The sequence below is a fragment of the Pseudomonas sp. CC6-YY-74 genome (genome assembly GCF_002025205.1).
In the GTDB taxonomy this organism is placed as follows: domain Bacteria; phylum Pseudomonadota; class Gammaproteobacteria; order Pseudomonadales; family Pseudomonadaceae; genus Aquipseudomonas; species Aquipseudomonas paeninsulae.
Genome location: NZ_CP019947.1, coordinates 2,344,179 through 2,359,450 on the forward strand (window position 1 = coordinate 2,344,179; position 15,272 = coordinate 2,359,450).

At 62.6% G+C, this 15,272-nt stretch carries 11 protein-coding genes; 5 read left to right on the forward strand and 6 right to left on the reverse strand.

The features are described from left to right. Positions 1 to 3: 3 nt before the first annotated feature. The 4 genes from aruF to B2D37_RS10735 all read right to left on the reverse strand — a co-directional run bounded on the left by aruF (position 4) and on the right by B2D37_RS10735 (position 5,258). Positions 4 to 1,020, reverse strand: a complete 1,017-nt coding sequence (aruF, locus tag B2D37_RS10720) for an arginine/ornithine succinyltransferase subunit alpha (protein WP_079202667.1) — start codon at positions 1,018 to 1,020, stop codon at positions 4 to 6. Between the two features lie 181 nt (positions 1,021 to 1,201). Continuing rightward, a complete protein-coding gene (locus tag B2D37_RS10725; RefSeq protein WP_079202668.1) occupies positions 1,202 to 2,422 on the reverse strand; it encodes an aspartate aminotransferase family protein in 1,221 nt (406 codons plus the stop codon). Between the two features lie 493 nt (positions 2,423 to 2,915). Beyond that, positions 2,916 to 4,118, reverse strand: coding sequence for a patatin-like phospholipase family protein (locus B2D37_RS10730; RefSeq protein WP_079202669.1), 1,203 nt, complete (start codon positions 4,116 to 4,118; stop codon positions 2,916 to 2,918). A gap of 210 nt (positions 4,119 to 4,328) precedes the next feature. Continuing rightward, complete coding sequence (locus B2D37_RS10735) at positions 4,329 to 5,258, reverse strand: lipid A biosynthesis lauroyl acyltransferase (protein ID WP_079202670.1); 930 nt, start codon at positions 5,256 to 5,258, stop codon at positions 4,329 to 4,331. Positions 5,259 to 5,413: 155 nt separating this feature from the next. On the opposite strand from B2D37_RS10735, the gene minC reads away from it, so the two are divergent. The 4 genes from minC (at position 5,414) to B2D37_RS10755 (ending at position 8,093) form a co-directional block, all read left to right on the forward strand. After that, positions 5,414 to 6,154, forward strand: a complete 741-nt coding sequence (minC, locus tag B2D37_RS10740; RefSeq protein WP_079202671.1) for a septum site-determining protein MinC — start codon at positions 5,414 to 5,416, stop codon at positions 6,152 to 6,154. Positions 6,155 to 6,252: 98 nt separating this feature from the next. Next, the gene (minD, locus tag B2D37_RS10745) at positions 6,253 to 7,065 is read left to right on the forward strand and encodes a septum site-determining protein MinD (protein WP_079202672.1); all 813 of its coding nucleotides are present in this window, start codon (positions 6,253 to 6,255) and stop codon (positions 7,063 to 7,065) included. Beyond that, complete coding sequence (minE, locus tag B2D37_RS10750; protein WP_079202673.1) at positions 7,065 to 7,319, forward strand: cell division topological specificity factor MinE; 255 nt, start codon at positions 7,065 to 7,067, stop codon at positions 7,317 to 7,319. The genes minD and minE overlap by 1 nt, the downstream gene beginning before the upstream one ends. Positions 7,320 to 7,457: 138 nt before the next feature. Beyond that, positions 7,458 to 8,093, forward strand: coding sequence for an RluA family pseudouridine synthase (locus B2D37_RS10755; RefSeq protein ID WP_079202674.1), 636 nt, complete (start codon positions 7,458 to 7,460; stop codon positions 8,091 to 8,093). Positions 8,094 to 8,416: 323 nt separating this feature from the next. On the opposite strand, the gene B2D37_RS10760 is transcribed toward B2D37_RS10755, so the two are convergent. Beyond that, a complete protein-coding gene (locus tag B2D37_RS10760; RefSeq protein ID WP_079202675.1) occupies positions 8,417 to 10,021 on the reverse strand; it encodes an ATP-binding protein in 1,605 nt (534 codons plus the stop codon). Between the two features lie 417 nt (positions 10,022 to 10,438). Beyond that, positions 10,439 to 11,170: a response regulator gene (locus B2D37_RS10765; protein ID WP_079202676.1), complete on the reverse strand. Its 732-nt coding sequence runs from the start codon at positions 11,168 to 11,170 to the stop codon at positions 10,439 to 10,441. An 888-nt stretch (positions 11,171 to 12,058) separates the two neighbouring features. Between B2D37_RS10765 and B2D37_RS10770 the strand changes: the two genes are divergently transcribed. Beyond that, a complete protein-coding gene (locus B2D37_RS10770; RefSeq protein WP_079202677.1) occupies positions 12,059 to 14,959 on the forward strand; it encodes a ribonucleoside-diphosphate reductase subunit alpha in 2,901 nt (966 codons plus the stop codon). Positions 14,960 to 15,272 lie beyond the last annotated feature (313 nt).

Sequence of the window (15,272 nt, forward strand, 5' to 3'; positions counted from 1 at the left end):
TCCTTAAACCGCAACCAGACGCACACTGGCGCCCTCGCCGACGCCGAGTGCTTCGGCAACTGCAAGACTGAGGGTGACCGGCTTGCCAGGCACCCAATCCAGGTCCGCGACAATCGCGCGGAAATCCTGCAGCAAGCCATTGCTCACCAGATACGGCCGCCCACCCTTGATCGGCTCGCCGATCCTGACCGGCACCACGCGGCTCTGGGCGATGGAGCGAATCCCCGAGGTGCGTGCATGCAGGGTCGGCCCGCCGTCGAAAATGTCGATGTAATGATCGGTCTCGAAGCCTTCGCGCATCAGGATGTCGAAGGTCACCTGGGCCCGCGGGTGCACCTGGCCCATGGCTTCCTGCGCGGCATCCGGCAGCAGCGGCACATAGATCGGGTAATGCGGCATCAGCTCGGCCAGAAAGGTCCGGCTCTTCAGCCCGCACAGGCGCTCGGCCTCGGCGTAGTTCATGTCGAAGAAATTGCGTCCCACGGCATCCCAGAACGGCGAATCGCCTTGCTCATCGCTGTGGCCGACAATTTCCACCACCACCGCATCGGCGAAGCGCTCCGGGTGGTTGGCGACGAACAACAAGCGCGCACGCGAGTTCAGCTCGGACCAGACACTGCCCACCAACGCCCGCTCGACGTAAAAACTGGTCAGCAGGCTGTTACCGGTCAGGTCATGGCACAGCGAGAGCACGTGGATCTTGTTGTGGATCTTCAGCTCACGGGAGTTGTGCACGAAGGTTTCGTTGCGAAAGCTGTAGAACGGCTCGGAATAACCGGCCGAGGCGGCAATCCCGGAGCAGCCGAGCAGGCGTCCGCTGTCGCTGTCTTCGAGGACGAAGAAATAGCTTTCTTCGCCATTGAAGCTCACCTCGGCGGCCAGCGAGGCTTCCGACGCCGCGATCTTGTCGCGCAGGCGATCGGCATCGTCTGGCAACGAAGTCACACCAACCGGGCTGTCCGCGGCGAGACGCTGCACTTCACTCAGGTCGGCCATTTGCGCGGGGCGCATCACCAGCATGGTGTCACTCCTTTCTCAATAAAAACTCCAGGCCGCTCATCGCGAACCGCCTGGAGAAACTGCAACCCGAAGGCCACAGCACACATGGAGATAGTCATCCCTGGAAGTAGCTCGGCTTATCCATAAGCCAAGCAAGCGCAGCCCGTGGCGATCAAAAGCGGATCGCCAGCGGACTGTCGACTCAGGCTTGCGTCAGCTGGACCAGCGCACGTTCGAAACGCGCCAGGCCTTCTTCGATATCGACATCTTCGACCACCAGGCTCGGGGCGAAACGCACCACGTCCGGGCCGGCTTGCAGCACCATCACACCTTGCGCCGCGGCGGCATCGAGAATCGCCTTGGCCTTGCCTTTCCAGGCATCGGTCAGCACTGCACCGATCAACAGACCGAGGCCACGCACCTGGCTGAACACGCCGTACTGCTCGCCGAGCTTCTCCAGCGTGGTCTTGAAGCGCTGCTGCTTGGCTTTCACCCCCGCCAACACTTGCGGGGTGTTGATCACATCGATCACCGCCTCGGCTACCGCACAGGCCAGCGGATTGCCGCCATAGGTGGTGCCATGGGTGCCGACTGCCAAGTGCTTGGCCAGCGCTTCGGTAGTGAGCATGGCGCCGATCGGGAAACCACCGCCCAGGCTCTTGGCGCTGGAGAGGATGTCCGGTGTCACACCGAAATGCTGGTAGGCGAACAGCGAGCCGCTGCGGCCCATGCCGGTCTGCACTTCGTCGAAGATCAGCAGCGCGTCGTGCTGGTCGCACAGCTCACGGGCCGCCTGCAGATAGGCCAGGTCGGCCGGCATTACGCCGCCCTCACCCTGGATCGGCTCCAGTACGACGGCGCAAGTCTTGGCGGAAACTGCGGCTTTCAGCGCCTCGATATCGTTGTACGGCACATGGCTGATGCCCTGGATCTTCGGCCCGAAGCCATCGGAATACTTGGGTTGCCCGCCGACACTGACGGTAAACAGGGTGCGCCCATGGAAACTGTTGGTTGCCGCGATGATTTCGTATTTGTCTTCGCCGAACGTGTCGAACGCCACCCGCCGGGCCAGCTTGAAGGCGGCCTCGTTGGCTTCGGCGCCGGAGTTACAGAAGAACACGCGCTCGGCGAACGTCGCGTCGATCAGCTTGTGCGCCAGGCGCAGGGCCGGCTCGTTGGTGAACACGTTGGAAATGTGCCACAGGGTGTTGGCCTGCTCGGTCAACGCGGTGACCAGGGCCGGATGGCAATGGCCCAGGGCATTCACGGCGATGCCGCCGGTGAAGTCGATCAGCTCGCGACCACGTTGATCCCAGACTCGGGAACCCGCGCCGCGCACCGGAATGAAGCCGGCCGGGGCATAGTTGGGAACCATCACTTGGTCGAAATCGGCGCGTTGCACCGGATCGTGCTGAACGGACATCTGAACTCTCCTGACGAGTAACACCTGCATTGAGTGGCAGGCGGTGGGAAGGATTGTAGGGATTGATTCGGGCCTGGCATTGCCGCCATGCGACAACTTCTTATAGCGCCAACCCGAGGAAAACCGCAGCTTGCGCAAATGCGACAGAAAGCGTCGGGAAGACGCAGTTTAAATGCTGTTCGCCACGCACGGGCACAACTCGGGCAATTTCCTCACAAGCTGACCAGCCAGTTTTTGGGCCTAATTCAACGCCGCGCGGGCGAGCAGGCCGTTGAAAAAACGTAGGCGAGGCAGCCGAGACAAGGCCAAAACAGGCGAGGAAGCGGACTGGGCTCGCACTCGAGTTTACGAGCTGTAAATGAGCATGACTCGCGGCGCTCACCCCTACGGGGTCGCACCTAGGCGGCCCCGCTAAAGCGCGTTAGCCGCAAGCGACTTGCCGCGCCTGTTTTTAACGCCGTATCGGCAACGTAGCTAGTTTTTCAACCGCCTGCTAAGCCGTTATCAGCTGCCCCTGCACCACTGGCGGGCGGGCCAGGCCGAGGAAATCGCTCAAGGCGACTTTCTGCGCTATCGCATCCTGATACCCCAGCTCGATCAGCTCGTTGCAATAGCCGGCCTCGAACAGCAGATAGCTGAGCACACCCGCACCGCTGACCTTGGTCGCCCCCGGCCCACGTAGGAACAGGCGCAGCGCCGCCGGCATTTCATGGCGATGACGGGCGGCGATCGCATCCAGCGGCTGGCTCGGCGAAATCACCAGCACCTCCACCGGATTGAGCCCCAGGCCACGCGGGCGCTGCTCCGGCGGGATCAGTTTGCTCATCAGGTTGAGCCGTTCGAGCAGTTCGATATCGCCTTCCAGACTGTCAATAAAGGTGCTGTTGAGCATATGTCCGCCGATTTGCGCCAGACTCGGCGGCTTGACGGCCTGTACCGCAGCAGTGACAGCGCTACCGTGCTCAGCCTGGGGGTTATGACTGACGCCAACCACCAACACCCGGGTAGCGCCCAGGTGCAATGCCGGACTGATCGGGGCGGACTGACGCACGGCGCCGTCGCCAAAATATTCGCGGTTGATCTTCACCGCCGGAAACAGCAGCGGGATGGAAGAGCTGGCCAGTAGATGATCGACGGACAAACGGGTCGGTACGCCGACCCGACGATGGCGCATCCAGGGATCGATGGTGGCGCGCCCTTGATAGAAGGTCACGGCATGCCCGGACTCGTAGCCGAACGCCGTCACCGCCACCGCGCGCAACTGGCGCTGGCGCACCGCGGCCGCGATCCCGGAGAAATCCAGCTCGCGCTGGATCAATTCGCGCAGCGGCGAACTGTCGAGTAGCGCCACCGGCACCTGACCACCCAAGCCGAGTACGCTGTGGCCGATGAAGCGGCTGGCCTGACGCAAGACCCCCAACCAGTCGCTGCGATACACCTGATGCGTATGAAACCCCTGCCAGACACTGGTCAGACGACGCACCGCTTCGGAAAAATGCAATGCCCCGCACGCCAGGCCGACCGCATTGATCGCCCCCGCCGAGGTCCCGACAATCACCGGAAAGGGATTTTGCGTGGGATCCGGCAACAAATCTGCAATCGCCGCCAGCACGCCGACCTGATAAGCCGCCCGCGCGCCGCCGCCGGAAAGAATCAGCCCGGTTACCGGCTCGCGGGAGGGAGCGTTTGACGTCATAGGGAATTCCGAATTTCCGTGTGATTGGTTGGCCGGGGCGAACCGCGCAGGTGGCAACCCAGGCGCCTAACAGGCCGTTGAAAAATGTAGGCGAGGCAGCCGAGACAAGGCAAAAGCAGGCGAGAAAGCGGAGTTTACGAGCTGTAAATGAGCATTCCGAGCCTGTTTTTAACACCGTATCGGCAACGTAGGTAGCTTTTCAACGGCCTGCTAACCGCGGCGCTTCTGGTACATCTTCGCCTCGCCGGCCGGGCGCGTCTTGAAGCGACGGTGGGCCCACAGGTACTGCTCGGGCTGCTGACGAATCGCCGCCTCGATCCACTGATTGACCCGCAAACAGTCGGCTTCCTCGCTCTCCCCGGGGAAATCGGCCAGCGGCGGGTGCACCACCACCTTATAGCCGGAGCCGTCGGCCAGCCGTGTCTGGGTGAAGGGAATCACCCGCGCCCGGCCCAGGCGGGCGAACTTGCTGGTCGCCGTCACAGTCGCGGCCGGCACGCCGAACAGCGGCACGAAAATACTGCGCTGCGCGCCATAATCCTGATCCGGCGCGTACCAGATCACCTTGCCGGCGCGCAGCAACTTGAGCGTGCCGCGCACATCATTGCGCTCGATCACCCCCTGCAGACGCTGCTCGCGACCACGGCGCTGGACATAGTCAAACACGGGGCTCTTGTGTGGCCGGTACATGCCATACATAGGCTGCTGCATGCCCAGCAGACCACCGCCCATTTCCAGGGTAGTGAAGTGCAAGGCCATCAGCAGCACGCCCTGCCCTTCGGCCTCGGCCGCGCGCAGATGCTCAAGCCCCTCGACCTGACCCTGCTTGGCCAGCCGCGCCGCCGGCCACCACCAGCTGATGGCCATCTCGAAGAAGGTCATGCCGGTCGAGGCGAAGTTCTCGCGCAACAAGCTGGCGCGCTCGCTGGCCGACAACTCGGGGAAACACAGCTCCAGGTTGTGCGCGGCAATCGCCCGGCGCGAACTGGCCAGGTGATACATCACGCCGCCAAGCCGGCGCCCCAGCCACATCAACAGCGAGTAAGGCAACAGCGCGAGCAGCCAGAGCAGGCCAAGTCCCAGCCATAACAGCCAGAAGCGTGGATGCAGGAAATAAGCACGAAAGACTGGACGATCCATCTACGATTCCGTAGCAATGCATAAAGCCCGGCATTCTAGCACCGGCGTTTTAGCATAAGTTGTGCAAAGACTCGGCCCGGCTTGCAGCCCAGCGGGGTTATCGCTATAAGTCCGGGCTACTTTCGTCACGACCGACAAGGCGTATCAGGCAGACCATGAGCCAAGCCGATCTACTCGAGCAAGACCCCGTATTCCAGCTCAAGGGCAGCATGCTGGCCATCACTGTGCTGGAACTGGCGCACAACGACCTCGTGCGCCTCGACCAGCAACTGGCCGCGAAAGTCGCCCAGGCGCCGAACTTCTTCAGCAATACCCCACTGATATTGGCTCTGGACAAGTTGCCGGATGGCGAAGGCAGCCTCGACCTGGGCGCCTTGGTGACCCTGTGCCGCAGCCATGGCCTGCGTACCCTGGCCGTGCGCGCCCACCGTGAAGACGACATCGTCGCCGCCAGCGCCCTGGATTTACCGGTGCTGCCGCCGTCCGGCGCACGCGAACGGCCGATCGATCCGACCGGCGGTAGCGCATCAGCGAAAAAACCGGAAAAGCCCGCAGAGCCCGAGCTCAGGCCGAGCAAGATCATCACCAGCCCGGTGCGCGGCGGCCAGCAGATCTACGCCCAGGGCGGCGACCTGATCGTCCTGGCGCCGGTCAGCTCCGGCGCGGAACTTCTCGCCGATGGCAACATCCATGTTTACGCGCCCATGCGCGGCCGCGCCCTGGCCGGCATCAAGGGCAACACCAAGGCACGCATCTTCTGCCAGCAAATGGGCGCGGAATTGCTCTCCATCGCCGGCCAATACAAGGTCGCCGAAGACCTGCGCCGTGACCCTTTATGGGGCGAGGCGGTGCATGTCAGCTTGTCGGGTGACGTGTTGAACATCACCCGCCTTTAACGGATACTGCCGCCAATTTTCAGGGACATAAAAAGGCATCTGGAAGCCGCATATGGCTGTCGGATTCCCGTCTTTCTTCACATTTGGGGTGAATCACCTTGGCCAAGATCATCGTAGTCACTTCCGGCAAGGGTGGCGTGGGTAAAACCACCACCAGCGCCGCCATCGGTACCGGCCTCGCCTTGCGCGGGCACAAAACTGTCATCGTCGACTTCGACGTCGGTTTGCGTAACCTCGACCTGATCATGGGCTGCGAACGGCGTGTGGTGTATGACTTCGTCAACGTGGTCAACGGCGAAGCCACACTGAGCCAGGCGCTGATCAAGGACAAGCGCCTGGAAAACCTCTATGTGCTGGCTGCCAGCCAGACCCGTGACAAAGACGCGCTGACCGAAGAAGGCGTGGAAAAAGTCATCAACGAACTGCGCGAAAACTTCGAATACGTGGTCTGCGACTCGCCGGCCGGTATCGAAAAAGGCGCGCACCTGGCGATGTACTTCGCCGATGAAGCCATTGTCGTGACCAACCCCGAGGTTTCCTCGGTGCGTGACTCCGACCGCATGCTCGGCCTGCTGGCGAGCAAATCGCGGCGCGCCGTGAAAGGCGAAGAGCCGATCAAGGAGCACCTGCTGCTGACTCGCTACAACCCCGAGCGCGTGACTCGTGGTGAAATGCTCGGTGTGGAAGACGTCGAGGAAATCCTCGCCATCCGCCTGCTCGGCGTTATCCCGGAATCGCAAGCCGTGTTGAAAGCGTCCAACCAGGGCGTACCGGTCATCCTTGACGACCAAAGCGACGCCGGCCAGGCCTACAGCGATGCCGTCGACCGTCTGCTCGGCAAGGAAGTTGCCCATCGCTTTCTCGATGTGCAGAAGAAAGGACTCATGCAACGCTTGTTTGGAGCTCGCTAATGAATATTTTTGACTTCTTTCGTGAACGCAAAAAGGAACCCACTGCGTCCATTGCGAAAGAGCGCCTGCAGATCATCGTCGCCCACGAGCGCGGCCAGCGCAGCCAGCCGGATTACCTGCCGGCCCTGCAAAAAGAACTGGTCGAGGTGATTCGCAAGTACGTCAACATCGAATCGGATAACGTGCAGGTCGCCTTGGAAAATCAAGGCAGCTGCTCGATCCTGGAACTCAACATCACCCTGCCGGATCGTTAAAATCGATTTTTGCGGCAAAGCCTGAATAGATGGCGGTCCTTGAGGGCCGCCATTTCATTCCAGAAGCCTGCACTCTTTGTGGGAACGCCGCCCGGCCCCTCCTACCACTAGCCTCAAAGCCTCTATTCAAGAAGCCCCATGCCGCTCAGCCAAATCGAAATTCTCCACCAGGACGCCGCCCTGCTGGTGATCAACAAGCCCACCCTGCTGCTCTCGGTGCCCGGTCGTGCCGATGACAACAAGGATTGCCTGGTCACCCGCCTGCAGGACAACGGCTTCCCGGAAGCGCGTATCGTTCATCGCCTGGACTGGGAAACCTCGGGCATCATCGTCCTCGCGCGCGACGTCGACAGCCACCGCGAACTGTCGCGCCAGTTCCACGACCGCGAGACCGAAAAAGCCTACATCGCCCTGTGCTGGGGCCAGCCCGAGGCGGACAGTGGCAGCATCGACCTGCCGCTGCGCTACGACCCACCGAGCAAACCGCGGCATGTGGTCGACCATGAACTGGGCAAACACGCCCTGACCCACTGGCGCGTGCTTGAGCGCTATGGCGATTACTGCCGGGTCGAACTGACGCCGATCACCGGCCGTTCGCACCAGCTGCGCGTCCACATGCTGTCGATCGGCCACCCGCTGCTCGGTGACTCCCTCTACGCCCCCCCGCAAGCCCTGGTCGCTTATCCACGCCTGTGCCTGCACGCCTGCATGCTCGGCCTGACCCACCCACAAAGTGGCGAACGCCTGCGCTTCGACTGCCCCGCACCGTTCTAGCGATCAGCGCCAAACGAGCGGACACCGCAACCCCCTGTAGGAGGCGCGCCCCGCGGCGATGGCGGACAACGTCCGCCCCACAAGCAAATGCATCGCGCCGGGTCGGCCCTCCTACAAGAGCAACGGACAGCGCAACCCCCTGCAGGAGAGCCGCGCCCGTTGCTGACGGGCCTGCGGCATTTCCCACATCCATGTGGGTCACGCGCCGCTGGCGATGGCGGACAACCTCCGATCCACACACGAATGCATCACGCCGGGCCGGCCTACACCAGCTGCCGGCCCGCAGCCCGGATGAGCTCCGGGCTAATCCGGGGGAATGCCGTTCACTCCTGCTTGCGCGGCCATACCAGGCTGAACTTTGCCCCACCCAGGGCTTCGCTGTGGCTGATCTGGGCGCGACCGCCGTGCCAGTAGATGATCCGGCGCACGATCGACAGGCCCAGGCCATGTCCGCCGGAGGCGCGGGTACGGCTGTCGTCCAGACGCAGGAAGGGGTTGAAGATGCGCTCCCAGGCGTCATCCGGCACTCCGGGGCCGTCATCCTCGACATCCACGCGGCAGCGCTGCTGGCCGACCTGGTAACTCACCCGCACCCGCGATTCGGCGTGGCGCATGGCATTGCTCACCAGGTTCTGCAAGGCGCGATGCAGGTAGCGCAATTCCGCCTCGACCAGCGCCCCGCTGCCATCCAGGGCATCGAGTGCCGGGCCGCGCTCGACCCGCACACCGGCGCGCAGCGGCGCCAGTTCGTCGATTACCTGGTCGATCAGCTGACCGAGGTCGACCTGCTGGAAGTTCAGCGCCGGCGCGCCCTGTTCCAGGCGCGCATAGGTCAGCATCTCGTCGACCAGCTTGTCGAGATCCTGGATATCGCTGTCCATGCCGTCCATGTATTTGCGCCGCGCCGTCTCGTTCTCGGCGTCGCCGATCATCTCCAGGCCGAAGCGCAGCCGCGCCACCGGCGTGCGCAGCTCATGGGACACCGCCTGCACCATTTCCCGCTGAATGCTCAAGGAGCGCTGCAAGTGCTCGGCCATGGCATTGAACGCCGCCGCCAGCCGCCCCACCGAATCGGTGCCGCGGCTCGGCACCCGCGCATCCAGGCGACCACTGGCGATCCGCGTAGCGGCGCCCTCCAACCCCCCCAGGCGCTGCTCCAGGGGTCGCACCAGCAGATAGACCGTCAAGCCGATCAGGCTCAAGCCCAGCACCCCGATCAACACCAGCAACTGCGCCGGGTAGGGGCTCATCTGATACAGCGGGCCGATTTCCAGCACCCAGGATGAACCGGAAATACCAGAGAACACATGAATACTGTCGCCGCCCTTGCCCAGCGCCATCACCGTGTCGCCCTCGTCCACCCGTCGGCGCTGGTCGACGTCCAGATTCGCCTGCTCGAGGCTGACCAGGTGCAGATCGAAACCGAACTGTTTGGCCTCTTTTATCTCAGCCAATCGCTGCGGCTGTTCGGCCAGCGGATAGCGGATCAACTCGTCGATCAGCAGAAACACCGTCGCCCGCGCCAGCTGTTCGCTGATCTGCTGCACCTCGCCGCTCAGCAGCAGCTGCTGCGGTTCGTCGACCTGGCTATAGACGGTCGCGGCATGCGGGCCGGTTTGCCGCACCAACACCTGGCCCCGCTTGAGGCGGTTGCGCTCACCGCTATCGAGCGGGGCCTCGGCCACCGACTGGATGGTCAGCGGGATGCCCAGCAGGCGCGACCACAGCACCACGGAACGACGCCGCTCGAGCTCGCTCATCGGCGCCAGGTTGTCGGCCATCAGGCGGAAGGTGCCACGCGCCAGGCGCTCGCGGTATTGCTCCGAGCGCACCTCGTTGACCAGGTGCAGGGTGCCGACGCCGAGCAGCGCCACCAGCACCAGCACCGCCAGCATGCCGGCATAAATGCGCAGAAAGATCGAGTTCATATTTAGGGTCTGTTGAGGCTTAGTCGCGAGCCGCGTTGCTGCGCAGCCCGATGGGCCGGGCCGGTTATTGCCCGGTACTGCGTTATTCGTCGTTCATTTGCAATGACCGCAAAAACGCCTGGAGCGTTATTGCGCGCAAGCCCCGAAGGGGTGAAGCACATGGATGTGCTGAACAAAATTCTCTCCTCAGAGGTTGTGAAAATATCGAGCGCCGTCGCGAGGCCGCCTCCAGGCGTTCGCGGCAAGGCGCGCTGCGTTAAAAGTGGGGGCGTTTAGTGAGCTAAATGACCCCGCTTTTCACGTAGCGCAACACCGCAGCGGGCGTTTGGAGGCGGCCGCAGTAGGCGAGAGTTATTTCACAAGCGCTCCTGCCTTGCCCCGCGCAATACCCGACTCCGGCGCGGCCACGACTTAAACCTAAACAGACCCTAGCGCTTCGGCAGCCTCGGCGACGAATAGATAGCCCTTGCTGCGCACGGTCTTGATCAGCCGTGGATGCATCGGATCGTCGCCGATCTTCGGCCGGATCCGCGAGATGCGCACGTCGATGGAGCGATCCTGGCCGTCGTACTCAATCCCGCGCAAGGCATTGAAGATCTCCTCGCGCGAGAGAATCCGCCCGGCGTTGGCCGTCAGCAGCCAGAGCAGGTCGAACTCGGCGCTGGTCAGCTCGATGCTCTGCTCGCCCAGCCAGGCCTCGCGCATCGCACTGTCGATCACCAGCGGACCGAACTCCAGGCGCCGTACCCCTTCAGCCGCCGTCGCCGCGACGCCCTCACGGCGCCGCAGCAGCGCCCGGATTCGCGCCAGCAGCACCCGCGGGCGCACCGGCTTGTACACATAATCGTCGGCGCCCATTTCCAGGCCGAGCACCTGGTCCATGTCGTCGGTGCGCGCGGTGAGCATCAGGATCGGCCCGTCGTATTGGTCGCGCACCTTGCGGCAGATCGTCAGGCCGTCTTCGCCCGGCAGCATCAAATCGAGAATCACCAGATCCGGCTGCTCTTTAATAATGCGCGCGGCGGCCTGCGCACCGTCGCCCTCGATGCTTACCACCAGGCCATTGCTCTGCAGGTAATCACGGGTCAGCTCGGCCAGACGCTGGTCGTCTTCGACGATAAGGATGTGCCAGGTGTCTTGCTGCTGCACGGCGGCCTCCGGGGGACAGATCAACGACGACGAAAAAGACGCTGATTGTAACAACGCCGAGCGCCATGGCGCAGGTCTGACGTGAGTGGCCTGTTTGCTCACACTTTCGGCGCCTACGGCTCTGTTACGGCGATGCGGCTTTTTGCCATAGCCGGCGATGACTCGGACTCAGCACCTCGGTCAGCCGAAGGTGAATTAATTCACTAACCGCACAGAACACTGACGCGTCGAAAGCGCCGCGAGGCCGCTGCACAGAGCAGGCCAAAACGCCACAAAAAAAACTACATATTGTGTTTCTGTGGCGGACTTAAAAACTCGCGTCCGAACGCACAAATAAACCCATAACAACGACGAACGGCACATGGCTGCCCATCCCAGCAAGCACGCGGGTTTGCGCAAGTTACCCCACGTTAACCCACAGCTTTATCCACAGGCTGGAGGACTTGCCATCCCCCCAAGACCGCACTATCTTGTATCTCCAACGCAGCAAACACCTACATGTGGGGTTTTGACCTCAAAAACGGCACAAGCACAATTGCCCCCAGAAGGTCTAGACCTCAACCCCAATCGGTGTACGAAAGAACCTCGATGGCGGCCACCGCACAAGCGCAGCGGCCATTGCTCCAGCAGCGCGACTTGCCTGCCAGAGCCAGAATAACGGTAGGTAGCCTTTGCGCTCCTACCACTACATATAGTAGTGCCGGCCATGGCCGACACAAGACATGAAGCCAGGAAGGCGCTTTCACTCAGACCCTTCCAGCCAGTTTGCAAGCCCCCTGCTCCCAGCCTCTGGCTGCGTGCAAGCATTGTTGAAATGGTAATGAACGGCAGTAGATCCATCGCAAAGCGCCCGACTCGAAAAATTACAGATCACGGAGACACGCATACATGCATACCGACACCTCTCGCGAGAACTCGCAGGCCCAAGCGCCACAGGCTACCGATGGCAACCTGGAACTGAGCGCCACCGCGCCGGGCCAGTTGCGTGTGATCAAGCGTAACGGCACCGTGGTGCCGTACACCGATGACAAGATCACCGTCGCCATCACCAAAGCGTTTCTCGCAGTAGAAGGCGGCTCCGCCGCCGCGTCGTCGCGTATCCATGAAACCGTTGAGCGCCTGACCGAACAGGTCAGCGCCACCTTCAAGCGCCGCATGCCGTCCGGCGGCACCATCCACATCGAAGAAATCCAGGACCAGGTCGAGCTGTCCCTGATGCGCGCCGGCGAGCAGAAAGTTGCCCGCGACTATGTGATCTACCGCGAGTCGCGCAGCCAGGAGCGCAAGCGCGGCGGCAACGACGTCGCCGAGCCGCACCCGAGCCTGCGCGTGACCCACCTCGACGGCACTGTGGCGCCGCTGGACATGGGCCGCCTCAACACCATCGTCACCGAGGCCTGCGAAGGCCTGGCCGAAGTCGACGGCGCGCTGATCCAGAAAGAAACCCTGAAGAACCTCTACGACGGCGTGGCCCAGAGCGACGTCAGCACCGCCCTGGTGATGACCGCCCGCACCCTGGTCGAGCGTGAGCCGAACTACAGCTACGTCACCGCGCGCCTGCTGATGGACAACATCCGCGCCGAAGGCCTGGGCTTTCTCGGTGTGGCCACCAGCGCCACCCACCACGAGATGGTCGACTTCTACGCCAAGGCCCTGCCGGCCTACATCGACAAAGGCGTCGAGCTGGAACTGCTCAATCCCGTGCTGAAAACCTTCGACCTGGAAAAACTCGGTCAGGCGATCAACCACGAGCGCGACCAGCAGTTCACCTACCTGGGCCTGCAGACCCTGTACGACCGTTACTTCATCCACAAGGACGGCACCCGCTTCGAACTGCCGCAGATCTTCTTCATGCGCGTGGCCATGGGCCTGGCGATCGAAGAGCAGCAGAAAGAAGACCGCGCCATCGAGTTCTACAACCTGCTGTCGTCGTTCGACTACATGTCGTCCACCCCGACCCTGTTCAACGCCGGCACCCTGCGCCCGCAGCTGTCGTCGTGCTACCTGACCACCGTGCCGGACGACCTGGGCGGCATCTACGACGCCATCCGCGACAACGCCCTGCTGAGCAAATTCGCTGGCGGCCTGGGCAACGACTGGACCCCGGTGCGCTCACTCGGCGCCTACATCAAGGGCACCAACGGCAAATCCCAGGGCGTCGTGCCCTTCCTCAAGGTGGTCAACGACACCGCAGTTGCAGTCAACCAGGGCGGCAAGCGCAAGGGCGCGGTCTGCGCCTACCTGGAAACCTGGCACATGGACATCGAAGAGTTCATCGAGCTGCGCAAGAACACCGGTGACGACCGTCGCCGCACCCACGACATGAACACCGCCAACTGGATCCCGGACCTGTTCATGAAGCGCGTGTTCGACGATGGCCAATGGACCCTGTTCAGCCCGAGCGAAGTGCCGGACCTGCACGACCTGACCGGCAAGGCCTTCGAAGAGCGCTACGAGTACTACGAAGCCCTGACCCAGTACGGCAAGATCAAGCTGTTCAAGACCATCCAGGCCAAAGACCTGTGGCGCAAGATGCTCTCCATGCTGTTTGAAACCGGCCACCCATGGCTGACCTTCAAAGACCCGTGCAACCTGCGCAGCCCGCAGCAGCACGTCGGCGTCGTGCACAGCTCGAACCTGTGCACCGAGATCACCCTGAACACCAACGCCGACGAAATCGCCGTGTGCAACCTGGGCTCGGTCAACCTGCCGAACCACATCAAGGACGGCAAGCTCGACCGCGCCAAGCTCGAGCGCACCATCAAGACAGCCGTGCGCATGCTCGATAACGTCATCGACATCAACTACTACTCGGTGCCGCAGGCGAAGAACTCCAACTTCAAGCACCGTCCGGTCGGCCTCGGCATCATGGGCTTCCAGGACGCCCTGTACCTGCAGCACATCCCGTACGGCTCGGACGCGGCGGTCGACTTCGCCGACAAATCCATGGAAGCGGTCAGCTACTACGCCATCCAGGCGTCCTGCGACCTGGCCGACGAGCGCGGCGCCTACCAGACCTTCCAGGGTTCGCTGTGGAGCCAAGGCATCCTGCCGCTGGATTCGCAGCAGATTCTCATCGAGCAACGCGGCCAGAAGTACATCGACGTCGACCTGACCGAGTCCCTCGACTGGGCGCCGGTCCGTGCCCGTGTGCAGAAAGGCATCCGCAACTCGAACATCATGGCCATCGCACCGACCGCCACCATCGCCAACATCACCGGCGTGTCGCAGTCGATCGAACCGACCTACCAGAACCTCTACGTGAAATCGAACCTGTCGGGCGAATTCACCGTGATCAACCCCTACCTGGTCCGCGACCTGAAAGCCCGCGGCCTGTGGGACTCGGTCATGATCAACGACCTCAAGTACTACGACGGTTCCGTGCAGCAGATCGAGCGCATCCCGCAGGAGTTGAAAGACCTCTACGCCACCGCCTTCGAAGTCGACACCAAGTGGATCGTCGATGCCGCCAGCCGCCGTCAGAAGTGGATCGACCAGGCGCAGTCGCTGAACCTGTACATCGCCGGCGCCTCGGGCAAGAAGCTCGACGTGACCTACCGCATGGCCTGGTACCGTGGCCTGAAAACCACCTACTACCTCCGCGCCCTGGCTGCCACCAGCACCGAGAAATCCACCGTCAACACCGGCAAGCTCAACGCCGTGTCCAGCGGCGGTAACGATGGCCTCAGCGCCGCTCCGGCGGCTCCGCAAGTGGAAATGTCGGCAGGCCCGGCACCGGTACCCAAGGCTTGCTCCATCGACGAGCCAGACTGCGAGGCGTGTCAATAAGCGCGCGGATCTGAGCGGCGCCCGCGTTGTTGCCGCACGGCCCGACCCCGGTCATGTACAGCCGTACACTCCCGGGGCCGGCCCGCACGGCGCCTAGCGCTCACTCGCTCAGCTACACGCTCGAAGGGTGGACATAAAAGCTGAAGCAACACCCGATCCGCTTTTGTAGGAGGGGCCTTGGCCGCGAAACTACCTACTCGAAGGGTGAAAAAGCTAAAGCCGCACACGATCAGTTCGGAGGATGGGTCGGGCCGCGTAGGTTGAGCGCAGCGATACCCATCAACCGATTAAGAACACCGGGTGGCGAACCGTT

What these genes read in the sequence shown, in the direction of transcription:
- B2D37_RS10770 (WP_079202677.1), top strand. Translation starts at nt 12,059, where the DNA reads ATGCATACCGACACCTCTCGCGAGAACTCGCAGGCCCAAGCGCCACAG.
- B2D37_RS10735 (WP_079202670.1), bottom strand. Translation starts at nt 5,258, where the DNA reads ATGGATCGTCCAGTCTTTCGTGCTTATTTCCTGCATCCACGCTTCTGG.
- B2D37_RS10760 (WP_079202675.1), bottom strand. Translation starts at nt 10,021, where the DNA reads ATGAACTCGATCTTTCTGCGCATTTATGCCGGCATGCTGGCGGTGCTG.
- B2D37_RS10725 (WP_079202668.1), bottom strand. Translation starts at nt 2,422, where the DNA reads ATGTCCGTTCAGCACGATCCGGTGCAACGCGCCGATTTCGACCAAGTG.
- aruF (WP_079202667.1), bottom strand. Translation starts at nt 1,020, where the DNA reads ATGCTGGTGATGCGCCCCGCGCAAATGGCCGACCTGAGTGAAGTGCAG.
- B2D37_RS10755 (WP_079202674.1), top strand. Translation starts at nt 7,458, where the DNA reads ATGCCGCTCAGCCAAATCGAAATTCTCCACCAGGACGCCGCCCTGCTG.
- minE (WP_079202673.1), top strand. Translation starts at nt 7,065, where the DNA reads ATGAATATTTTTGACTTCTTTCGTGAACGCAAAAAGGAACCCACTGCG.
- minC (WP_079202671.1), top strand. Translation starts at nt 5,414, where the DNA reads ATGAGCCAAGCCGATCTACTCGAGCAAGACCCCGTATTCCAGCTCAAG.
- B2D37_RS10730 (WP_079202669.1), bottom strand. Translation starts at nt 4,118, where the DNA reads ATGACGTCAAACGCTCCCTCCCGCGAGCCGGTAACCGGGCTGATTCTT.